Below are 23,814 nucleotides of genomic sequence, written 5' to 3'. Positions count from 1 at the left end.
CCACGATTGTGAGGAGTTTTTTTACTATGCATGTTTCGCTTGGAATTCTTTCATAAATTCGCTTAATGCAAGACAAGCTTCTGTTGGAACTGCATTGTATGTAGATGCACGACAACCACCGACAGAACGGTGACCATTTAAACCGACAAATCCTTTTTCAGCAGCTTCTTCTAAAAATTGCTTTTCTAATGTTTCATCTTTTAAGCGGAATGTAATGTTCATGAGTGAACGACTTGCTTTGTCTGCATGTCCAATATAAAAACCATTGCTTTCATCAATTACATCATAAATATAAGTAGCTTTTTCTTCATTGACTTTTTGAACAGCTTTAAGTCCACCTTGCATTTCAATCCATTTTAATACTTCGCCTAACATATAAATACCGAATGTTGGTGGCGTATTGTAGAGAGAGTTGCTATCGACATGTGTTTGGTATTTTAAAATGGTCGGAACTTGTTCGTTCGCTTTTTCTAGTAAAGATTTTTTAATAATAACGACTGTTACACCGGAAGGACCAAGGTTTTTCTGTGCACCAGCATAAATCATATCGAATTTGCTTACATCGATTGGTTTGGACATAATATCACTCGACATATCTGCTATGACAGGTACATTTCCGAAATTAGGAAATACTTGCCATTGTGTTCCGTAAATCGTGTTGTTAGTCGTGAGATGCACATATGCGTCGTCCTCATTTACATCTTTAGCAGAAACAGTTGGAATATGACGATATGCATCGTCTTTGGATGATGCTATTTCATATCCTGTACCGAATAATGCTGTTTCTTTGAAAGCTTTTTCTGACCAAGAACCTGTCATTACATAGCCTGCTTTCGTATCTTTCGTTAAGAAGTTCATTGGGATCATAGAGAACTGTAAACTTGCTCCCCCTTGTACGAAAATAACTTCATAATCATTTGGGATGTCATATAATTTCTTTAAACGATCAATTGCTTCATTATGTACTGTTTCATATGTTTTGCTACGGTGACTTAACTCCATAACTGACATGCCACTTTGATTGAAGTTAGTTAATTCTTGCTGGGCCTTTTCTAAAACAGCTGTTGGTAGTGCTGATGGGCCAGCGTTAAAATTGTATACGTTTCGACTTGGATGATTCACTTTTATTCACTTCCTATATTATAATAACTCATATTATACTCTTGTTTTACTCGTTTGTTAAGTTGGAATAGATAGACTTTGCAAAAATGTATTGTGCTTCTTTCTTCCATCGTTCATAATAAGGGGTAGAAAATATCTTAGGAGGGGATCCATTTGTCAGGTCAAAGATTTGTCGGTATTCTAATCGTGATTTTTGGAATTGGTTTGTTGTTGCAACAATTTGACCTTTTTGATTTTACGACCATTTTAGCAAATTGGTGGCCAATCTTTTTTATTTTAGTAGGAATTATTCAAATTTGGACAAATGGCATGCAGGCAATTATCCCCGCACTTATTTTTCTCATCGTTGGAATAATGTTGTTAATAAATATATGGATAGAATTCAATCTATGGCAAATTTTATGGCCGTTCCTGCTTATTATGTTCGGGTTATCGATCATTTTTTCTAGACGGGAATGGAAGCAAGCATTAGATGAAGCAGACGAAATCCATTTAACAACATTTCTCTCTGGCATTGAGTCGATAAATGGATCGAAAAATTTGAGTGGTGGTTCTGTTTTATCTGTTTTAGGTGGTATTCAACTAGATTTACGTCACGCACAACTTACAGAAAACGGTGCTGTTTTGAATGTAACAACGATACTTGGTGGGGTGGAATTAATCGTACCTGAAGATGTACATGTAGAAATTAAGGGAACGCCAATTTTAGGCGGTTGGGAAAACAAAACAAATACATATGGTATGGAGAAAAACAAAACATTGTACATAAATGGTGTTGCTTTGTTAGGTGGCATTGAAATTAAACATTAACTAGGTGATAAGAAAATGAATGAGAAAGCTAAAAAATATTGGTTAGATTATTGGAATGAAAAAGGGGAAGTAGCACCAACAAATGTTACAGCATGGCAATTTGGTGTAGATGCTGATTATTTGGCAAAATTAGTCGTTGATGGAATAAAAACAGCTACATGTTCTGGTCATATATTTTATGAATTGGAGAAAGAACCGTTGCCAAAAGTAGGGGATTACAGTATTATATTAAACGGTGTAAATGAACCGGAAGCTATTATTCGTTTAACGGAAGTGACTGTTACTCCAATGAATGAGGTAACAGCACAATTCGCATATGATGAAGGAGAAGGTGACCGTTCCTATGCTTATTGGTGGAAGGAACATGAGGCCTTTTTTACAAAGGATTTAAAAGCATATGGGTTACCGTTTCAAGAGGATATGCTCGTCGTGTGCGAAAGTTTTGAATTGATTGCGAAATAAAAGTTAGGATGTACATTTCATGAATTTTACTGAAAAATTAATCACAATCCTTCTTCTAATACTTTTAATCGGTGTAGCAATTGCTTTTGTTGGAGGATTATTTTTCTTTGGGTTTGCAGGACTATTTTATTTAATCGGCATTGAATATGAATCATATACCTCATTAATTTTGTTTGTCGTTGCATTTTTATGTATTGGTTTTGTAGTAGATATATTTTTTGAAGGTCTTGCAAAATGTTCAAACGGGTATATCGAGAAAAAATGGCAACAAATAGTGATGTTTTTACTTTCATCATTCGCCGGGAATTTTCTAGTCTTGGTCATCGTTGACTCTGTGATGACTTCGATTTCATTATCTCTTCAAGCAAAGTTAGTATTAGCTATTTGTTTGGCATTAATCGATCAAGCATTTAGTTCTGAGGGAGACAAAAAGGAAGATCGAAAAGCATGAAGTTATGAAAAAAATAACTTTCATGCTTTTTTACATCTATCGTTATTTTTAGTGAGGAGAACGCATATGGTACAAGAACGTGGTAGATTCATCATTTTAATTTCAATTGTATTAATATCAGGATTTTCACAAGGGATGTTACTTCCATTAATTGCAATTATTTTCGAACAAGATGGGGTATCATCGTCCATCAATGGATTACATGCAACATCATTATATATCGGTATTTTAATTGCATCCCCATTTATGGAAAAGCCAATTCAAAAATATGGATTTAAACCATTAATTTTCGTTGGTGGAATTCTCGTTTTTACATCTTTCTTTTTATTTCCACTTTGGCATTCGTTAACATTTTGGTTCATTTTAAGAATGATTATTGGAATTGGCGATAATATGCTACATTTTGGGTCACAAACGTGGATTACAACGACTGTGTCCGAACAAACACGGGGACGGAGTATCGCTTTATATGGATTAAGTTTTGCGTTAGGTTTTTCAATTGGTCCATTAATGACACGACTTCTCGTTATTCATGAAGCCTTACCATTTATCATTTCAGGAGTATTAAGTTTATTCGTTTGGAGTTTAATGTTTTTTGTGAAAAATGAATGGCCACATGAAACAGAAGGAGAGTTTCAAACGGTCAATTCGACAACGAGTAGATTTATGAAGACATTTGCGATTGCCTGGGTTGCCTTTTTACCGGCATTCGGTTATGGATTTTTAGAGTCAACATTGAACGGCGTCTTCCCAGTATATGGTTTACGTCTAGGTCATGATGTAGAAATGCTGTCACTCATCATTCCTTGTTTTGCCATTGGAAGTATTGTGATGCAATTTCCTTTAGGTGTATGGAGTGATGTACTTGGAAGAAGGAAAGTTTTACTTATTTCCATCGCGCTAGGGATTATTAGTTTTATTTGTGCAAGTATTTATGAAGATTCTTTACTCGGACTATTTATTACTTTTTCCGTAGCTGGGATGTTTGTCGGGTCCTTATTTTCATTAGGAATTAGTTATATGGCAGACCTCCTTCCGGTATCTTTAATTCCGGCTGGAAATATTTTTATCGGAATTATTTTTAGTGTCGGAAGTATATTAGGACCAATTATGGGTGGATGGTTTATTGATGCATTTCCACAACTTTCATTCTTCTATTTAATTGTTGTCGTGCTTGTTAGTATCATGATTGCATTATTGTTGCACCGAGATCGTCTTAAAAATTAGTAAAGAAAAATTTATATGAATTTTTCATAAAAACGCTTTCCTATTAATGTGATTTACTGTAAAATATGGTGTAATAATGAGTGAATATACATAGGAGGCAGAAAGATGAGTATTTTGAAGAGATTTAAAGATATTATGTCTAGTAATATAAATGCATTATTAGATAAAGCAGAAGACCCGGAGAAAATGATCGATCAATATTTACGTAATCTAGATAAAGATTTGCGTGAAGTGAAGTCAGAAACGGCGACAATAATGGCAGAAGAAAAACGTGCAAAACGTGAATTACAAGAATGCCAAAGTGAAGTAAATAAAATGGAATCTTACGCAATGAAGGCGTTAGAAGCAGAGAATGAAGATGATGCGCGTAAGTTTTTAGAAAGAAAACAACAATTAGAAACGAAGCTTGCTGAATTACAGAAAACAGCAGAGATTGCTCAGGCGAACACAACGCAAATGCGCCAAATGCATGATAAATTAGTAAATGATGTACAAGAGTTAGAGTCTAGAAGAGCGATGTTAAAAGGGAAAGCAGCTGTGGCAAAAACTCAGGCGAGAATGAATGAGATTGGGGCATCAGCGAAGGGTGCCAATGCCTCGATTTCAGATTTTGATCGTTTAGAACAAAAGATTAACCAATCTTTAGATGAGGCAAATGCAATGGCTGAATTGAATCAAGGTGATTCGAATGAGGTAGAAAATTTAACAGCTAAATATGACCAAACTAATAATGACGTAGAGAATGAACTCGCTGCATTAAAAGCTAGAATGGCAGAAAAAGACGAATAATCGAGTATACAAGGAAAAGATCGTAGCGGATTCGTTACGATTTTTTTATATAAAGGGGGGATTTTCTTGTTATTACATTATAAATGCCCGAACTGTGGCGATGATATGACATATGACACCGAATCTGGTAGTTTGTCATGTAGTAGTTGTGGACATCAGGAAAATATTGAAACATATGATGACGCTTATATTGAGCAGGCATTTGCAGATGATGAGGAAGTGAAAGAATATCACTGCGAAAACTGTGGTGCGATTGTTATAACCGATGCAGATACGACAGCTACTTCATGTAGTTTTTGTGAAGCGGCTGTCGTTCTAGGAGACCGATTAACAGGGAAATTGGCACCAAAAAAAGTCATACCTTTTAAAATAAACAAACAACAAGCACAGGAAGCATTTGTGAAATGGTGTAGAAAAGGTATTTTAACACCACGAGGATTTATGACAGCAAATCGTATTGAAAATATTACGGGCATGTATGTACCGTTTTGGATTTACGATATAAATAGTAAAGTAGAATTTCGTGGAACCGGAACGAAAGTGCGAACATATTCTAGAGGCGATTATATTTATACGGAAACGAAATATTACGATATTTACCGAAAGCTTGATTTATATTATAGTCGAGTACCAGCGGATGCATCTGAAAAAATGGCGGATGACATTATGGATAAGTTAGAACCTTATCATTATAATGATCTAGAAACATTTAAGACACCGTATTTAGTAGGTTATTTAGCGGAAAAATATAATTACGATGATAAGGATTTATTTCCGCGTGTAAAAGGACGAGTAAGGAAGTTTGCTCAAACATATACGAAATCAACGATGCCAGGATATGCGACAATTACGACGAAAAATGAAGATATTAATACGAAGAATTTACGTGCACAATATGCTTTATTTCCTGTTTGGATGGTTTATTATAATTTGGATAAACAACAACATACATTTGCGATGAACGGTCAAACAGGAAAGGTTGTCGGAAAACCACCAATATCTAAACGAAAAGTTGCCTATTGGTTTAGCGGTATTTCGGTAGGGGCATTTGCCGTCATTAAATCGGTCGCATTTGCAGTTAGTGGGGTGTTTTGGTAATGAAAAAACTTGTATGGTCCTTGACTATTCTGTTTCTAGTTGCATTACTACCACTACCAGTTGCTGCCGAAAATCCCGCAACGACACATGTATATGATGAAGCAAATTTATTATCTGATTTGCATATTGAAGAGTTAGAAACAATTGCAGCGGAATATGGGGAAAAATTACATATTGATTTTATTTTCTTTACTCGTGAGGATGAATCTACTTTTATCGGTAATTATATGGACGATTTTTATGATGAAAAAGCTCCTGGATATGATAAGGCACATGGGAGAGCGGTTTTAGTAGGAGTTGATATGATCGGACGTCGGGTTGTCATCGATGCTCATAGTGATGTGAAAGAGCATTTGGATCCAGATCGACTGACGATGATTCGCGATAAAATAACGAGTGATTTAACGAATGGGAACTATATAGAGGCATTTACGAATGTTATCTATCTTACTGACAAATATATGAAATTTAAACCTGGGGTAAATCCGAATAATCCAATATACAAAACGTCTGTTCAGTTTGTTATAGCACTGATTTTAGGTGGCGTTGTTGTAGGGGCAATGTTATTTAGAATGAACCCACGCATGACAACAAATGCAGGGACATATCTTGATTCAAATAATTCGGAAATTTTAGGAAAACGTGACCGATATATACGTACGACCGTCACAAAACGTCGCAAGCCAAAGCAAAATAAAGGTGGCGGTGGTAGTTCTGGTGGAAGCATAGGGCGTACTAGTGGAGGTTTTTCTAGAAGTAGAAGTAGTGGGAAATTTTAGTTGAGAGGGGAAGTTCAAATGGGATTTTTTAGAGGACAATTAGCGAATGTTGTAGAGTGGGATGAATTTCGGGAAGATATGATTTTTTGGAAATGGCAAAATAATGAAATTAAAAAAGGATCAAAATTAATTATTCGTCCTGGACAGGATGCCATTTTCTTCCATCAAGGAAAAATCGAAGGTGTGTTTGAAGAAGAAGGAGATTATAATATTGATTCTGATATTATTCCATTTTTATCGACATTAAAGGGATTTAAATTTGGTTTCAATTCTGGTATGCGTGTGGAAGTGTTATTTGTTAATACGAAAGAATTTACTGTGAAATGGGGAACGAAAAGTCCGATTATGATTCCTGCTGAAGGTTTACCAGGGGGCTTGCCAATTCGTGCGAATGGAACATTTCATTTTAAAGTAAATGATTATGTTGCTTTAATTGATAAAATTGCTGGAGTCCGCAGTAATTATGTCGTGGAAGATGTTCGTTTACGAATTAATTCTGCTTTATCCCCATTATTAATGAAGTGGATTAGCCGTGAAGGAAAGGATATGTTTAATTTACAAGTAAATGCCGAGGAAATTGGTCGCGGGATTCAACAAGATTTAGATATGCAATTAATGGAAGACGGTTTAACGGTTACTCGTTTTCATATTATGGACTTTAATTATCCGAAAGAAATTGCAGATAAAATTAAAAAATCAGCCTCCCATAGTATGGTTGGAGATGTTGGCAAATATCAACAGATAGAAATGGTTGATGGAATGACATCAGGCAACATGCAAGGCGGTGGTACGGCGTCTGATATGGCTAGTATGATGATGGGAATGAATATTGCGAAAGATATGATTGATCATACTAATGCTGGTAGTTCTAAAGGAGAGAGTGAGCAACAGCAGGCTGGCAGTGGCCAACAACAGGGGCAATCATCCGGAGATAGTGCCGCACCGAATTTCTGTCCGAACTGTGGAACGAAAACAGGTGGCGCAAATTTCTGTGGTAATTGTGGACAAAAATTAGTGTAATAAAATGAGTTTAAGCTTGTATGAAGTAAAAGTTTGCTGGAGTGGTGATTTAATTTATGAAAGTACATTATAATTTCAGAAGAGTTAGTGGAAATCGTTGTTCACTTGCGAATATCCGAGATAATTCCGCAAGTGTTTGCAGAAATCACGCTCAACTTGCGGAAATACGTAATAATTCCGTAAGAGTTAGAGGAAATCGCGCATAACTTGCGGAAATACGTAATAATTCCGCAAGAGTTGGTGGAAATCGCGCATAACTTGCGGATATACGAGATAATTCCGCAAGAGTTAGAGGAAATCGCGCATAACTTGCGGAAATACGTAATAATTCCGCAAGAGTTGGTGGAAATCGCGCATAACTTGCGAATATCCGAGATAATTCCGCAAGTGTTCGCAGAAATCACGCTCAACTTGCGGAAATACGTAATAATTTCGCAAGAGTTTGAGAAAATCACGCACAACTTGCGGATATACGTCATAATTTCGCAAGTGTTCCTAGAAATCGCGCACAACTTGCGAATATAATAATCAACTCGATCAACTTGACAAGAGCCCGACTAAACACACATAAAGATTTAATATGTAGGAGTACCTCCATATTAAATCTTTGTTCTTTTCACTGGCGTATGCCCAAACGATAGCGAATCAAGAGGCTACATTCGACCAGAGCGGAAGATAGAAAACAATATGAGTAAAAACAGTAAAAAGGCGATGACAGAACCGATTTCAATGACTGGCAAACGCCATAATAATGTTGTTTGACCTGAAATAGCTGCACCAACGATTAGGCCGACCATTAAAATACAGAATGACAATAAAATAATACTAAATGAGAGACGATTACTAATTTTATCAAGTCGTCGCATAAAAAAAGGTAAGTCAGATACATTGATATCAAAACGGAGTTTGCCTTTTTTCAGTGTCGTTGCAACATCTTTCACATCTTGTGGTAACTCAGATAAAATTTCCGCATTATCCATTACTTGTTCCCACGTTTTTTTCGCAATGAAAGACGGTTGCATTCTTTCCTGAATAAGTCGTTTACCAAAAGGCTCCACGGCTGACATGATACTGAAAGTGGGATCCAATCCAGAAATGATTTTTTCAATAGTGATGATTGTTTTTCCTAAAATAGAAATTTCATTCGGTAATTGCAATTCATGTTCATATGCGATATCGAACACCTCTTTAATTACCGCGCCAAGCTTAATTTGCTTCATCGGTATGTCATAATATTTTGCGATTAAATATTCTACATCGCGTAATAGGGAACTCCGATCTGTTTCGCTCGTCATCATCCCTAATTTACCAAAGGTCTTCACGATTCCTTTAGCATTTCCTAACTGTAAATTTATGACGAGTGATGTAAAGTGATAGCGCATTTCTTCTGTTAGTTGACCGACCATACCAAAATCTAAAAAGACGACACGATTCATCGGTAAAATATAAATATTTCCTGGATGTGGATCTCCATGAAAAAAACCATCAATAAAAATTTGTTCAAACATTGCATCTGTAATCGTTTTAGCAATTTTTCGTTTATCATAATCATGTGCTTCTAATTTGTCATAGTTGTTCACTTTTATTCCATGGATCATTTCCATCGTGAGTACTTTCTTCGTTGTATATTGCCAATAAATGATTGGAACATGTACAGCTTCATTGTCTGCCAGTTGTTTAGCAATTTTTTCTGCATTACGTCCTTCATTCATGTAATCTAATTCATTTTTTAATGAAAACGCAAATTCATCGACCATATCACGTAATTGGTAGGCACGAGCCCATGCAAAATGATCTTCTAAAAACTTCGCGAAATCGTGTAAAATTTCTAAATCGGTTTGCATCGTTGTTTCAATGCTTGGGCGTTGAATTTTTACAGCAACTTCTTCTCCTGTATGTAAGGTAGCAATATGTACTTGTCCGATGGAGGCTGTCGCTATCGGTTCTATATTAAAATGTGCAAACAGTACGTGGATAGGAGCATGTAATTCCTCTTCCAACGTCGCTTCAATTTTTTCATATGGAATTGGAAACACATCGTCTTGTAATTTTTCTAATTCGTCTGTAATTTCCTTTGGGATTAAGTCATTTCTAGAACTAGCGATTTGCCCTAACTTTATAAAAGTTGGACCTAGTTGTTGTAGTGTATCACGTAACTTACTACCAATATCTTGTAAGTTCATATCTGATGTTTCGGAATATTTTTTTCGATCGGTTAAACCAATTCGAAATAAAAAGTGGCTAAAACCATTTTTTAGAAATGTATTTAATACTTCTTGAAATCGTTGTGTATGCTTCATTCGTCTACGAAACATGCCATCGCTCCTTTGTGCCGATACGTTACATTCATTATAAGAGATAGAAGTTGGAATGAAAAGGAGAAGATGATTATTCCCTATATCTGTAGTACGATATGTGTATGTTTATAGGAAAAAGGAGTAATGAAAATGAAGTTTTCTGAGTTTGAAATTGGAAAGAGCTATGAAACAGCTTCATATCGAATGACGTTAGAGGAAATTCAAGCCTTCTCACGTAAATTTGATCCACAGTATATGCACATAGATGAGGCACGTGCGAATGAAACAGAATTTGGTGGGATTATCGCTTCAGGGATCCATACATTAAATATTTCATTTAAATTATGGATAGAAGTAGGAATATATGGTGATGAAATCATTGCTGGGCGTCAAATGGATAAAGTGACTTTCCGAAAACCTGTATATCCTGACGATCTGCTACGTGTTATCGTGAAAATAACAGATAAAAAAGCAATAAAAGGTGGTCGTGGGCTTGTTACGTGTAAAATGACGACGTACAATCAGAACGATGAAAAAGTGTTAACAGCGAACTTAACAGCTTTAATAAAAGATATATAATCGTAATTATCCACAAAAATGTGGATAATTACATTGAATTTGTTAATAATTCTGACAATTTAACCTAAAAATTACCAAACCAGGAGAGGAATGGTAATGAATGTCTAAGCTAATCCTTCATATGCAGCGTTTGTACCGGCAAGTCTCCCCGTCACGAGGGCAGAAGTAATATTGTATCCACCTGTATAACCGTGAATATCTAATATTTCTCCACAGAAAAATAATCGTTCCATCAATTTTGATCCCATAGTACTCGGGACGATTTCCTTTGTAGATATACCGCCACCCGTTACAAATGCTTTTTCAATCGATAAGGAACCATGTACATCAAAAGTGAAATTTTTAAGCAATTGAATCATGTGAAGCAATGTATCTTTTTGGATATTCCCACATTTTGTCGTTTCCTCGACTTCTACTCGTTCCAATAAGAAACTCACCATTCGTTCTGGTAACTCGGTTACTTCTCGAAGAATATTTTTAAATGATTTTTTCGCATTTATTTGTACGGCTGATGTGAACGTTTCTGTTAATACATGTTCGTAAATATGTGGGAGTAAATCGATTTGTAATGTAACTTTTTTTGCGCCTTTCATCAATTCTTTTACGACGAATTGAGAGCAACGTAAAATGGCAGGCCCAGATACACCGAAATGTGTGAACACCATATCCATTTCATGTGTGACAATCACTTTTCCTTTTTTATTTAAAACGGAAACAGCTACATCACGAAGTGACAACCCTTGTAATGTGCGGTCACGAATAAATTTTTCCTTTGAAGTTAAAGCGACTTCAGTCGGGTATAGTTCTGTAATCGTATGGCCAGCTTTTTTTGCCCAAGCATAACCATCCCCAGTTGATCCTGTATGTGGGACAGATTTTCCACCAACCGCTATGACGATCGCTTTTGTCGTTATTTTTTTCTCGTTTTGCAAAATAACAGTATGGGCCTCCTCATCATAATGGATTGCCTCGACAGGATGGTTTAATTTTACAGTCACACCTAATGTATGAAGGCGATCAATTAACGTTTGGACGACAGATTGAGCGGAATTGGATATTGGGAACATACGCCCATGATCCTCTTCCTTTAAACCGACACCTAAATTTTCAAAGAAATCGATAATATCATAATTGTTAAAAATAGAAAAAGCACTGTAAAGGAATTTTCCGTTCCCTGGAATGTGTCGAATGACCTCATCTTCTGGGAGGCGATTTGTGACATTACAACGTCCTCCACCTGAGATTGCCAGTTTTGTTCCGAGTTTTTGTCCTTTTTCAATTAATAATGTTTTTGCACCAGTTTCTGCAGCAGAAATGGCTGCCATTAAACCAGATGGACCGCCACCAATTACTGTGACATCATATTGCACTATGTCCAAATCCTTTCCTACATAAATTTTAAAAATTGCATTTGTTTATTAAAAAGTGTTGGATACACTAAAAATCCTAATATAACGCTGGTCATTGCGGCTGTCGTTAATAATAAAAACAAGATAAGCAATTGGAATTGCACCGCTTGTAATGGATCGGCACCGGCGATAATTTGACCACTCATCATACCCGGTAATTGTACGAGTCCCATCGTTTTTTGGCTTTCAATTGTCGGGATCATACTTGCTTTAATGGCATCGATAAGTTGGCGATGGATTGCTTGTTTTGGCGTCGCACCAAGGGATAAAAATAATTGCACTTGATCTTGTGAATTGTCTAATTCTGCTTTGAAGCGGTTTAGAAATAAAATAGATAAAACCATCGAATTTCCAATAATCATCCCACTAATAGAAATAATGTATTGGGCAGTAGGTGGGACAATGCCAAAGCCGAGTAAAATACTTTGTGTAACTATTTCTACACTGATTAATGTTAATGCGACCTTCCAAATAATTCCTTTAATGTTATTTCCTTTTTTTCGAGCATTATTTGTGGCAGCTACAACCATCAATAATACCATTAATCCTATGTAAAGAAAACTTTCTGAATCAAAAACGAATTTTAATATGTACCCAACTGCCAAAAGTTGAATAATCGAGCGAATGGTAGCAATCGTTACATCTTTTTCCAGTTCTAATTTTAATGTTTTGGATAACAGAAGTGGAATAAGGACGAATATAAGTGTTATAGCTAATGTTGTATACGTCATTTTACCCCTCCATGCAAAAATTGTTCGACACGTTCATTCGCTGAATGAGATAAAATAGCGCTCGACCCAATTTCTTCTAATTTACCATCCATGAGTACCCATATATTGTCTGCACAGCGTTTCGCTTGTTCCATTTGATGGGTAATCCATATAATAGTTAAGTTTTTTTCATTTTTTAAGTGTATGATTAATTGCTCAATGTCAAGCATCGATTGTTCATCTAATGCAGATGTAATTTCATCGAGCAGTAAAATGTCACTTTGTGGAACGAGCGTACGTGCAAGAGATACACGTTGGCGTTCTCCACCAGATAAGTCATCAATAGATGTATGTAAAAAGGATTCGTGTAGTCCAACGAGTTCTAAAAAATCTATCGCTTCCTGTTCACTTATTGTTTTATCGTTTAAAGCATACGGTAAGTTGATGTTATCGTATACAGTTTCCCGAATCATCGGTGCATTTTGGAGGGCGAATCCTACTTTTCTTCGTAATAATGTCGGTTCATAGGACGTAATGGGGTCTCCATCGATAAAAATATGTCCAGAAGTAGGGGAAAGTAGCCCATTACACATTTTTAATAATGTAGATTTTCCAGCACCAGATGGGCCGACAAGGGCAGTAATTTTTCCTTTTTCAATATTGCCAGTAATATTGTTTAAAATATGGCGGTCTTTGACAGTGAAATAAATATTTTCAAATGAAATGGCATATGTCATATTGTGTGCCTCCTTGCTATGCTTAATCTTGGTATGTGTGCAAACAGTGTCAAAAATTCAGTTCATTATTATTGCATGCCGAAAAAGTAATCTGAAATATTTACGATTTTAAGCTAAAAATCGTACGTCATGTAAAAAGTCGTCCACAAAACTACCATTGTGGACGACCTATTCATTATGGTGCAAAACTCTTTTCGAGTTCATCAATCAATTTACCAACATAGGCGACTGCTTCTTTAATTGGCACCGTCGTTGTCATATCGATTTCTAACATATTAATTAAATCAACCGGTTTTTTCGTACCACCTGCACGTAATACTTCTAACCAACGATGGATTGCATCATCTTCATTACGTTTCATTTTTTGTAATTGAGCGGTTGCTACAGTTAATCCCGCAGAATAGGTGTATGGATATAAGCCCATATAATAGTGCGGTTGTCTCATCCAAGTTAGGCCAACCCCTTTATCTAGTTCTACAGTATCACCCCAGAAATTGCGGATTACAGCCTCTTTTTCTTCGCATAATACATCTGCTGTTAAAGGGACACCCTCTTCAGCTAAAGTATACACTCTTTGTTGGAAAGCACCTTCTAATAAATGAGTGACGAAATTATGGTAATACGTATCAAGTAAAGCACTAATAATCCAACGTTTCATACGCGGGTCATCTGTTTGTTTCATTAGATGTTCCGCTAATAACAGTTCATTCATCGTGGATGGTGCTTCAACGAAATAGGTGGACGGTTCTGTATTGAACAATGTTTGATGTTCATTCGCTAAATAAAAATGTCCGGCATGTCCAAGTTCATGTGCTAACGTAAACATACCACGTGCATTTCCTGTCCATGTTAATAAAATGTATGGATGTGCTCCATATGGACTTGCACAAAATGCACCAGATTGTTTCCCGACATTTGATGCATAATCAATCCAACGGTCAGAGAAAGCTTTTTTCATTATTGCACTGTATTCTATACCTAAAGGTTCTAAAGCAGCAACAATATTTTTTTCGGCTTCTTCAAATGAAATCGTCGGTTCGAAATCAGGATCAATGGGAGCTTTTAAATCACAAAAGCGAATTTTATCTAATTGATAAATTTTTTCTTTTAGTTTTGCTAAACGACGCATATGTGGTGCAAGCTCTTCTTGAATAATATTTAATTGATTTTCATACATTGTTTTCGTTACTTGTTGCCCGTGTAAAAGCATATCAATGACAGAGTCATATCCCCGTACCTTTGCTAATGTTACTTGTTTTTGTACTTCCGTTGCATATGTTGCTGCATATGTATTTTTATAACGATCAAATGTTTCAACGAAGCGATCGTAAGCTAGTTTTCGAACATTAGAGCGTGTTGCCATTTCATATTCGTCTTCATACAGAGCTTCTGACATTGGACGTGTATTTCCTAAAACGTCTACAAAAGATTTAAATGTCATATCAGATGATTTACTTCGCTCATAAATCATATATGGTGCATCAAGCACATCGCTTAATGAAGCAAGTACTTCCTCCACCTCTGGTAAAAGTGTGTACGGTTTTTTTGCTAAAATGTCTTCTAACATTTTTTTATATGGTTGTAATTGTTGTTCTTCTTCCAAATATTGATGAATAGTTGTTTCATCGATTGCTAAAATTTCTGGTTCGAAAAATGCTAGTTTTCCCGCGATATCAGCAAAGCTAGCAGATACTTTTGCTGCATTTGCTTGGTGTATCGGATTCGTTCCATCAGCACTTATTTGTAGCATTGCATATGTAGAAAGCCGGACAAGTCGTTCTTGCAATGTTTCTAATGTTTTAATCGCACCGAATAAATGCTCCGCATCCTCATGTAATTTCCCTTTATATTGAAGTACAGTTTCGACATCGTCTACGACAGAAACAAGTTCTGCTTCAAATAATGTTTCATCTTTAAATAAGGATGTAACATCCCATGTTGTCACTTCGTCTACTTCGTGTCGTTTTAATATTTTTGACATTTCCTTCATCCCTTCTAAAAACAACGCTCTTACTAATAGTGTAAACGAAAACGAGAAAAAATTATACGAATATACTGAAATTAAGCTGAATTATTGATCGAAAATTTATTTAGAAGGCAAGGAATTCATCCATCCTTATAAAAATAATGCAAACGAACTGATCCGATAAATCGTGCTATAATATAACATAATGATAGCTATGTAGAGGGGGATTCCGTGACGATTTTACAGACGATTAAAGAGAGAAGATCTATTCATTCATTTAAAAAAGAAAATGTTCCGCCTCATATACTGAAAGAAATTTTCACATATGGAACTTGGGCACCGACCCATTATATGAAAGAACCATGGAATGTAATTGTATATGAAAATGAAGGAAAACAACGAATCATTCAGGCGACGATTGATAGTTATGTTCGTTTAGGCGTGTTAAAAAAAGATGGGACAGAAAAGGCACGAAAAACAATCCATTCCATTCGTCAGTTTTTATTCGATATTCCACATCATGTACTTATTTATTTTCCGATTGAAGAAGATCCCGTTCGATATGAAGAAGAATATGCAGCTGTTTGCGCATTTATACAAAATGTACAGCTTGCAGCGTGGGAGTATGGTGTTGGTGTGTTATGGACGATTACTCCGTCGATGCATGAGGAAGGTTTTGCAAAAGATTTAGGGTTGTCTCCGCAAGAAGTGAAAATTGCGGCCGTTTTACAAATGGGATACCCAGAAAAAGTGCCAGTGTCCAAAGGGAGAACGAATATTGAACAGAAATTACAATTTTGTCGTACGAGGGAATAATGTATCTATTTCATGGATCAGCTAAAACAATCGGTATAATTTTACTATAATATTGGAATTAATGTCACTTTTACGATAATTATAGTACACTATATTATAAAATGACATACATAGAGGGGGTGCATCATTGGGAGAGATTGTAAAGCCTGAATTACTTCATTTGCAAGTATATCAGATTTTAAAAAAATCAATTATGGATGGTGAACGTAAACCGTCTGAACGAATTGTTGAGTCACAAATTGCAAAACAGCTTGGAATTAGTCGTGCACCAGTGAGGGAAGCAATCCGTTTATTAGTCCATGATGGCCTGCTCGAACATAAAGGGAATTTTATTGTCGTTTATGAACCGTCTGTACAAGATATTATTGAAATTTTTCAATGTCGACAAAGTTTAGAAGCTTTAGCCGTTCAACTTGCGATAGAACATGGTACAGAAGAAACCTTCATAAAGTTAAAAAATAATATGGAAGAGACAGAACGCTATTTAAATAATGGGATGCAATTGAAACAACTAGACCAACAGTTTCATACAATTATTACAAATGCATCTGGAAATAGTCATTTAATCCAATTATTAGAAACGATTAAAACAAAAATTCATTATATGCGTAATTCCATGGTAAAAACGACGTTTTATCCGACTTTGATTGATGAGCATGAAAAAATATTATTATATATGGAACAAAAAGATGTTGTACGAGCAACTGAAACGATGAAGCAACATGTACAAAGAGGGTTGGACGGTATTTTACAACAGTTAAAAAATTAATATGGTGCCTTTGCGAGATACAAATCATCGCGAAGGCATTTTTCGTGCTGATGAAAGAGTTTCCTTTACTACTTATATATAAATTGCATCATTTACCGAATATTATATATGAAATACATATATAATAATATATGATTTATCGTTGACGGTCGACGGTCAACGGTATATACTTTTGGTAGAAGTTGAAAGCGTATACATGAATTTAATGGAGGGAGAAGCGTGAAAGATAGTTTACAGGAAGGCATTCAAGAACAGATGAGCTTTACCGTAACGGAAGAAATGTTTGCAAAATTTGGGGAAAAGCTCATCCATCCGACATATTCAACCGTTTCAATGGTCTACCATATGGAGTGGGTTGCATATAAACTACTATTGCCTCACTTAGAAGAAGATGAGGTAGGTATGGGAGCGGAAGTGGTTGTGAAACATTTAGCACCATCATTAGAAGGTTCGAAAGTAACTTTAACTGCGACTGTTACAAATATTAAACCGAATAGGTTAACGACAGATATTACGATTCATAATGACGAAGGTTTAATTGGGGAAGGAAAAGTAGTGCAAGCAATCGTAGCAAAAGAAAAAGCGAAAGAACTGTTTTATGAAAAGACAAATAAATAAAAAGGGGAATGGATGATGCAACAATTAGAAAAACAAAAACTGACTCCGTCTATTTTTGAAAAAATGTCCGAACATGAACAAGTAGTGTTCTGTAATGATCCGGTGACGGGTTTACAAGCAATTATCGCGATTCACGATACAACGCTCGGACCAGCATTGGGTGGTACGCGTATGTACCCGTATGAAACGGTGGACGATGCATTAGAAGATGTGTTGCGTTTGTCAGAAGGTATGACGAAAAAATGTGCTGCAGCAGATTTGGATTTTGGTGGAGGGAAGGCTGTTATTATAGGGGACCCAAAAACAGATAAATCACCAGCATTATTTCGTGCATTCGCTCAATATGTTGATGCTTTAAATGGGCGTTTTTATACAGGAACAGATATGGGAACGACGATGGATGATTTTGTTCACGCCCTAAAAGAAACGAATTTTATTAACGGTGTCCCTAAAGCATATGGTGGTAGTGGCGATTCATCTATCCCAACTGCAAAAGGTGTCGTGTATGCATTAGAAGCGACGAATGATTATTTATACGGGAGTAACACATTAGGCGATAAATCCTATGCGATTCAAGGATTAGGAAAAGTGGGTTATAAAGTTGCTGAACATTTAATGGAACAAGGTGCAACATTATATGTGACAGATATTTTTGATGAGGCGATCGAACGAATTGTTGAAAAAGGAAAAATGCACGGAACAAAAGTACATGTCGTAAGAAGTGAAGAAATTTATGAAGTCGATGCACATATTTTTGTACCGTGTGCAATGGGGTCAATTTTAAACGAAACGACCATTGCATCTTTAAAAGTTGATGCTGTTGTTGGTTCAGCGAATAACCAATTAACAACACCGGATATGGCAATGAAATTACGTGAAAAGGGGATTTTGTATGCTCCAGATTATATTGTAAATGCAGGTGGGTTAATCCAAGTATCAGATGAGTTATATGAACCTAATGCGGAAAGAGTGTTATGGAAGACGAAAGCGATTTATGATACGTTGTTAGACGTTTATAAAGTCGCGACAAATAATGGAATAACGACAGAAGAAGCTGCAAATATAAAATGTGAAAAAACATTGTTAGAACAAAGGCATCGCAACAATTTTTATAGCCGTGATCGTAGACCGAAGTGGCAAGTACGTGAATAAAAAGAGAAGGGGTGGCCCAAATGAAGGAACAGTTTCCATTACGTGTGATAATAGATGAAGCGGGAAAATTAGTCGATGAGAAATATAAAGAATATGTCACAGAGGAACAAGTGAAACATTTTTATTACCATATGATGCGTTTGCGAACGTACGATAAAAAAGGTGTCGCCTTACAACGTCAAGGTAGGATTGGGACATATGTGCCGTTTTATGGGCAGGAGGCATCACAAGTAGGAAGTGCTTTAGCGTTAGGGGAAGATGATTTTATGTTTCCAACATATCGGGATCATGGGGCAACATTAACGTTTGGTGCAGATATGGATCGGTTATTACTACATTGGAATGGGCGAGTGGAAGGATGTGTACCTTCATTAACGAAGAAAATATTCCCAGCGGCAATTCCGATTGCCACACAGTTACCACATGCTACTGGTGCGGCGATGGCAGAGCAGTATAAAGGGACGAAAAATGCAACGATTGCGTATTTTGGTGATGGTGCAACATCTGAAGGAGATTTTCATGAGGGGATCAATATTGCGAGTGTATTTAAAGCACCTGTCGTCTTTTTTAACCAAAATAATGGATACGCGATATCAGTTCCGATTGAAAAACAGATGAATTCTGAGACAGTTGCTCAAAAAGCTGTAGCATATGGAATTCCGGGGGTTCGGGTCGATGGAATGGACGTTTTCTCTGTATATATAGCAGTACAAGAAGCACTCGAACGTGCTCGTAACGGAGGGGGACCGACGTTAATTGAGGCAGTAACGATTCGATTTGGTCCACATACGACTGCAGATGATCCGACGAAATATCGTAATCAAGAGAGTATTAATGATGTAAAAGAAGAAAAAGATCCAATTTTACGCTTAGAACGTTTTATGAAAAACAACGGTCTGTGGGATGAAACATGGGTTGAAAAGATAGAAGCGGAAATTGAAGAAGAATTAAATGATGCAATTGATCGTATGGAAGCTTATGAAAAGGCAGATCCCGCACATATGTTTGATTATGTCTTTGAGGAGATGCCTTGGACGATTGAAGAACAAAAAAAGATGCTATTAGGGGGTGGCGCATAATGGTATTAATGAGTAATGAGAAGAAACAGGCGAAAGAAATAAAAGAAATGACCCTTATTCAAGGAGTTACAGATGGTTTACGGGAAAAATTAGCGGATGACTCGAATGTACTTTTGCTCGGAGAAGATATTGGTGTAAATGGTGGTGTATTCCGTGCAACAGATGGATTACAAGAAGAATTTGGAGCTAATCGTGTCATTGATACACCATTAAGTGAAGCGGGTTTTGTTGGAACAGCAGTCGGTATGGCGTTAAATGGTTTACGTCCAGTTGTAGAAATTCAATTTCTAGGGTTTATTTATCCGGCTTTTGAACAAATTGCAACACATGTAACGAGGACTCGTGCACGGACGATGGGCCATTATTCTGTTCCAATGGTTATACGTGCACCATATGGGGCAGGCGTTCGCTCACCAGAAATTCATTCTGATAGTGTGGAAGCATTTTTTACACATATGCCTGGAATTAAAGTTGTCGTTCCATCAAATGCGTATGATGCAAAGGGCCTGCTCATTAGTGCGATCGAGGATCCAGATCCAGTATTATTTTTAGAACCGATGCGCTTATATCGTGGAGAAAGAAAGGAAGTACCACAAGAAAAATATACGGTAGATATAGGAAAAGGTGCTTTATTACAGGAAGGGGAAGAAGTATCCATTTTTACTTGGGGAGCTATGGTACCAATTGCAGAAAAGGCTGCAGATGAAATGCGCGAAAATGGAATTACGTGTGATGTCATCGATTTACGTACATTGTATCCATTAGATAAAGAGATCATTGCAACATCCGTCCAAAAAACAGGTCGAGCGATTATCGTCCATGAAGGGCATGGAACAGGTGGAGTAGGTAGTGACATAACATCTGTTATTAATGATACATCGTTTCTATATTTAAAATCGCCGATTGAAAGAGTGACAGGATTTGATGTTCCAGTGCCACTTTTTTCTATTGAAAATGAATATTTACCAACTGTTCATCGTGTGAAAGATGCTATACAAAAAGTAGTCGATTTTTAATCAAGGGGGGTGACATGATTGGAAGTGAAATTTCATGACATTGGAGAAGGTATGACAGAGGGAGAAATCGTTCATTACTTTATTGAAGAAGGAGATACTGTAAAGGTCGATCAGCCTCTAGTGGAAGTTCAAACAGATAAAATGGTTGCCGAAATTCCCTCACCTGTCGCAGGAGTAATAGAAAAAATTCATTGTGCTGTTGGAGAAGTTGTGACAGTCGGTTCCACAATTATTGACATTGATAGTGTAGAGAAAAAACGAGTAGTGAATGAAACAGTTACTATTGATAAAGAAAAAAATGACGTGACACAAAAGCGGCAAGAAAAAGTTGTCACATTATTTCAAGGTGAAAAGCGAATTAATCATGTAAAAGCTGCACCATATACGCGAAAAATTGCCCGTGAGTTAGAAGTAGACATTGAACAGGTGACTGGAACTGGAAAGGACGGGCGGGTTACGGAAGAAGATGTTCGAAATTTTGCAAATGGTGAAGTGAAAGAGAGTACACCGATAAGTGATGTACAACAAGTACAAGTGGATGTAGAAGCATTAGAGGAAACAATCCCATTTAACGGAATTCGAAAACAAATTGCTAAAAACTTAACACATTCTGTTCAAACTATTCCACATGTAACACATTATGAGGAGGTGGATGTTACTAACTTATTAAAAGTGCGTCAACAATTAAAAGCACGTGGAGAGAATGTGTCTATCGTGGCATTTTTCTTGAAGGCATTAGCAATTGCATTAAAAGAATATCCAGTTTTCAATGCACAATTGGACGAAGAAAATGATGTAATCCGTCTTCGAAAATATGCGAATATCGGATTAGCAACAGATACAGAACAAGGATTACTCGTTCCAGTTTTACAACATATTGAAAGAAAATCGATGAAGGTGATTCATGAAGAAATGAAGATGCTAACAGAAAAGGCACAACAAGGGAAATTACAATCATCTGACATGCAATATGGAACCTTTACCATTAGTAATGTTGGGCCATTAGGTGGTATAGCAGCAACACCGATTATTAATCATCCACAGACAGCAATCATGGCATTTCATAAAACGAAAAAGGTCCCTGTCGTGTTAGAAAATGAGGAAATTGCTATTCGTTCGATGATGAATATTTCGTTATCATTTGATCACCGTGTAGCAGACGGGGCAGACTCTGTTCGTTTTACGAATCGTTTCGTCGAACTTTTAGAGGAACCGACAACATTATTAATTGAATTAACATAAGGACATTTGCCAAAAGAGACAGCGAGAAAAAAACAGCAAAAATATGAGTGAATATATGCGATTTTAACGTCTGTCTCTTTTTGCTTGCCAATTTTAAGGATTATGACTTTAATGTAAGCGTTCACAAGTGATATGATATTAAAAATATTGCTTAAAATAGTGTGACAATATAAATAAAGTGAGGGGTTCGTTATATGTTCCGAATTAAAGCTGTTCAAATGCCATCAACAATTGAAGCGATATTTGTTTCGGCAGTAATTATTTTCATTATGAGTTTTAGTATCATTTTCTTAGAAACAGTACCACATATTCCAATTATTTTTGCTGTACTATTTTTAATTGTGTACGGTTTTATAAAGAAAGTCGCATATAAAGATATGGAAGAAGGAATTACGGAAGGAGCAAAAGTAGGAATTGCAGCAACATTAATTTTCTTCTTTATCGGGATTTTAATTAGTGCTTGGATGATTGGTGGAACAATTCCGACATTAGTATATTTCGGCTTTAATTTAGTAACACCGAAATTTTTCCTAGCGATTGTATTTGTCGTTGCGTCCATTATCGGGATTAGTATCGGTAGTTCATTGACAACGGTTGGTACAGTTGGAGTGGCGTTTATCGGTATTGCAAGTACATTAGATATATCACTTGCTATGACAGCTGGTGCGGTTGTTTCAGGGGCGTTTTTTGGAGATAAAATGTCCCCATTATCAGATACGACGAACATGGCTTCGTCTGTACTAAAAGTTGATTTATTTGATCACATTCGAAATATGGGATGGACAACTATTCCAGCGTTTATTATTTCACTTATTTTATTTGCAGTTTTATCGCCGAATATTACGGGAGCAGATTTTGATGCAATGTATACATTTCAAGCAGGGTTGCTTGATACAGGACTTGTAAGTTGGTATGCAGGTGTCATTCCAATTGCTGTATTGATCATTTGTTCTATCCGAAAAATGCCGGCCATTTTATCGTTAGCTCTAGGCTCTTTAGCGGCAATCATTATTTCATTTTTTAATGAAGTACGTTCATTAGGAGATATCATTGGTATATTATATGGCGGATATGTTTCTGAAACAGGTATAGAAGAAGTAGATGCATTGCTTACACGTAGTGGAATGGAATCGATGTTCTTTACAATTGGGATTGTGTTATTAGCTTTAAGTTTAGGTGGTTTATTATTTACATTAGGGATTGTGCCACAACTATTGTCAGCCATTGAAGCGAAATTACAAAAAGTTCGCTCGGTTATTTTATCATCTGCATTAACGGCAATTGGGATTAACGTATTAATTGGAGAACAATATTTATCTGTTTTGCTTACAGGGGAATCTTACGCGCCACAATATAAAAAGGTTGGCCTTCATAATATTAATTTAGCTCGGGTTTCAGAAGATGCTGGAACAGTTGTCAATCCACTCGTTCCTTGGAGTGTATGTGGGGTGTTTATAACGACTGTATTAGGTGTATCAACATTGGCTTACTTACCATTTGCATTCTTCTGTTTATTAAGTCCGATTTTAACAGTATTTTATGGATTTACAGGCAAAACACTAACTTACTTAACGGAAGAGGAAAAATTAGAAGCGGAACAAGAAGCGTTGCAAGCGACAAATGAAGATGCATTAGCATAAAAAGAATACCTACACAATATCCTTGT

General features: G+C 36.4%; 23 protein-coding genes. 17 read left to right on the top strand and 6 right to left on the bottom strand.

The genetic code is table 11. The features are described from left to right. Positions 1–24: 24 nt before the first annotated feature. On the bottom strand, positions 25–1,122 hold the full coding sequence (gene serC, locus SPD45_RS03615; protein ID WP_336266309.1) for a 3-phosphoserine/phosphohydroxythreonine transaminase: 1,098 nt from the start codon (positions 1,120–1,122) through the stop codon (positions 25–27). Between the two features lie 153 nt (positions 1,123–1,275). Here serC and SPD45_RS03610 point away from each other — a divergent pair, with 153 nt between their 5' ends. From SPD45_RS03610 to SPD45_RS03575, 8 genes are all read left to right on the top strand, one after another. Next, positions 1,276–1,932 carry a LiaF transmembrane domain-containing protein gene (locus SPD45_RS03610; protein ID WP_336266307.1) on the top strand — a complete coding sequence of 219 codons (657 nt, stop codon included), beginning with the start codon at positions 1,276–1,278 and terminating at the stop codon, positions 1,930–1,932. Positions 1,933–1,947: 15 nt separating this feature from the next. Then, complete coding sequence (locus SPD45_RS03605) at positions 1,948–2,394, top strand: ASCH domain-containing protein (protein ID WP_336266305.1); 447 nt, start codon at positions 1,948–1,950, stop codon at positions 2,392–2,394. A 19-nt stretch (positions 2,395–2,413) separates the two neighbouring features. After that, positions 2,414–2,845 (top strand): YrvL family regulatory protein, encoded by a 432-nt coding sequence (locus tag SPD45_RS03600; RefSeq protein WP_336266304.1) that lies wholly within the window; start codon positions 2,414–2,416, stop codon positions 2,843–2,845. Positions 2,846–2,911: 66 nt separating this feature from the next. After that, positions 2,912–4,072 carry an MFS transporter gene (locus tag SPD45_RS03595; RefSeq protein WP_336266303.1) on the top strand — a complete coding sequence of 387 codons (1,161 nt, stop codon included), beginning with the start codon at positions 2,912–2,914 and terminating at the stop codon, positions 4,070–4,072. Between the two features lie 105 nt (positions 4,073–4,177). Then, positions 4,178–4,861: a PspA/IM30 family protein gene (locus SPD45_RS03590; protein ID WP_336266301.1), complete on the top strand. Its 684-nt coding sequence runs from the start codon at positions 4,178–4,180 to the stop codon at positions 4,859–4,861. A 66-nt stretch (positions 4,862–4,927) separates the two neighbouring features. After that, entirely contained in the window at positions 4,928–5,959 is a 1,032-nt protein-coding gene (locus SPD45_RS03585) for a TFIIB-type zinc ribbon-containing protein (RefSeq protein ID WP_336266300.1), read from the top strand. Further along, positions 5,959–6,738, top strand: a complete 780-nt coding sequence (locus SPD45_RS03580) for a TPM domain-containing protein (RefSeq protein ID WP_336266298.1) — start codon at positions 5,959–5,961, stop codon at positions 6,736–6,738. The genes SPD45_RS03585 and SPD45_RS03580 overlap by 1 nt, the downstream gene beginning before the upstream one ends. Positions 6,739–6,756: 18 nt before the next feature. After that, positions 6,757–7,758, top strand: coding sequence for an SPFH domain-containing protein (locus SPD45_RS03575; RefSeq protein WP_336266297.1), 1,002 nt, complete (start codon positions 6,757–6,759; stop codon positions 7,756–7,758). Positions 7,759–8,411: 653 nt separating this feature from the next. Here the strand turns inward: SPD45_RS03575 and SPD45_RS03570 are convergent. Further along, entirely contained in the window at positions 8,412–10,073 is a 1,662-nt protein-coding gene (locus SPD45_RS03570) for an ABC1 kinase family protein (RefSeq protein WP_336266296.1), read from the bottom strand. Positions 10,074–10,205: 132 nt separating this feature from the next. On the opposite strand from SPD45_RS03570, the gene SPD45_RS03565 reads away from it, so the two are divergent. After that, positions 10,206–10,634 carry a MaoC family dehydratase gene (locus SPD45_RS03565; RefSeq protein ID WP_336266295.1) on the top strand — a complete coding sequence of 143 codons (429 nt, stop codon included), beginning with the start codon at positions 10,206–10,208 and terminating at the stop codon, positions 10,632–10,634. A gap of 104 nt (positions 10,635–10,738) precedes the next feature. Here SPD45_RS03565 and SPD45_RS03560 read toward each other — a convergent pair whose 3' ends face one another. The 4 genes from SPD45_RS03560 to pepF all read right to left on the bottom strand — a co-directional run bounded on the left by SPD45_RS03560 (position 10,739) and on the right by pepF (position 15,471). Then, positions 10,739–12,004 (bottom strand): NAD(P)/FAD-dependent oxidoreductase, encoded by a 1,266-nt coding sequence (locus SPD45_RS03560; protein ID WP_336266389.1) that lies wholly within the window; start codon positions 12,002–12,004, stop codon positions 10,739–10,741. 17 nt (positions 12,005–12,021) lie between these two features. After that, entirely contained in the window at positions 12,022–12,774 is a 753-nt protein-coding gene (locus SPD45_RS03555) for an ABC transporter permease (protein WP_336266294.1), read from the bottom strand. Beyond that, the gene (locus tag SPD45_RS03550; protein ID WP_336266293.1) at positions 12,771–13,490 is read right to left on the bottom strand and encodes an ABC transporter ATP-binding protein; all 720 of its coding nucleotides are present in this window, start codon (positions 13,488–13,490) and stop codon (positions 12,771–12,773) included. Before SPD45_RS03550 ends, SPD45_RS03555 begins: the two co-directional genes overlap by 4 nt. Before the next feature lie 175 nt (positions 13,491–13,665). After that, positions 13,666–15,471, bottom strand: coding sequence for an oligoendopeptidase F (gene pepF / locus SPD45_RS03545; protein WP_336266292.1), 1,806 nt, complete (start codon positions 15,469–15,471; stop codon positions 13,666–13,668). A 216-nt stretch (positions 15,472–15,687) separates the two neighbouring features. Between pepF and SPD45_RS03540 the strand changes: the two genes are divergently transcribed. The 8 genes from SPD45_RS03540 to nhaC all read left to right on the top strand — a co-directional run bounded on the left by SPD45_RS03540 (position 15,688) and on the right by nhaC (position 23,788). Then, the gene (locus SPD45_RS03540) at positions 15,688–16,272 is read left to right on the top strand and encodes a nitroreductase family protein (protein WP_336266291.1); all 585 of its coding nucleotides are present in this window, start codon (positions 15,688–15,690) and stop codon (positions 16,270–16,272) included. 127 nt (positions 16,273–16,399) lie between these two features. Continuing rightward, a complete protein-coding gene (locus SPD45_RS03535; RefSeq protein WP_336266290.1) occupies positions 16,400–17,041 on the top strand; it encodes a GntR family transcriptional regulator in 642 nt (213 codons plus the stop codon). Between the two features lie 219 nt (positions 17,042–17,260). Continuing rightward, positions 17,261–17,659, top strand: a complete 399-nt coding sequence (locus SPD45_RS03530; protein ID WP_336266289.1) for a thioesterase family protein — start codon at positions 17,261–17,263, stop codon at positions 17,657–17,659. A gap of 12 nt (positions 17,660–17,671) precedes the next feature. Then, a complete protein-coding gene (locus tag SPD45_RS03525) occupies positions 17,672–18,811 on the top strand; it encodes a Glu/Leu/Phe/Val family dehydrogenase (RefSeq protein ID WP_442961981.1) in 1,140 nt (379 codons plus the stop codon). A gap of 20 nt (positions 18,812–18,831) precedes the next feature. Continuing rightward, on the top strand, positions 18,832–19,890 hold the full coding sequence (gene pdhA, locus SPD45_RS03520; protein ID WP_336266287.1) for a pyruvate dehydrogenase (acetyl-transferring) E1 component subunit alpha: 1,059 nt from the start codon (positions 18,832–18,834) through the stop codon (positions 19,888–19,890). Continuing rightward, on the top strand, positions 19,890–20,906 hold the full coding sequence (locus SPD45_RS03515) for an alpha-ketoacid dehydrogenase subunit beta (RefSeq protein WP_336266286.1): 1,017 nt from the start codon (positions 19,890–19,892) through the stop codon (positions 20,904–20,906). Before pdhA ends, SPD45_RS03515 begins: the two co-directional genes overlap by 1 nt. Positions 20,907–20,930: 24 nt before the next feature. Next, the gene (locus tag SPD45_RS03510) at positions 20,931–22,148 is read left to right on the top strand and encodes a dihydrolipoamide acetyltransferase family protein (protein WP_336266388.1); all 1,218 of its coding nucleotides are present in this window, start codon (positions 20,931–20,933) and stop codon (positions 22,146–22,148) included. A gap of 194 nt (positions 22,149–22,342) precedes the next feature. Then, entirely contained in the window at positions 22,343–23,788 is a 1,446-nt protein-coding gene (gene nhaC / locus SPD45_RS03505; protein ID WP_336266285.1) for a Na+/H+ antiporter NhaC, read from the top strand. Positions 23,789–23,814 lie beyond the last annotated feature (26 nt).

The organism is Pseudogracilibacillus sp. SO10305, from assembly GCF_037072005.1.
Lineage (GTDB): Bacteria > Bacillota > Bacilli > Bacillales > Amphibacillaceae > Pseudogracilibacillus > Pseudogracilibacillus intestinigallinarum.
The sequence above is the reverse complement of the archived record's forward strand: the minus strand, read 5'-3'. Positions and strand labels throughout refer to the sequence as shown.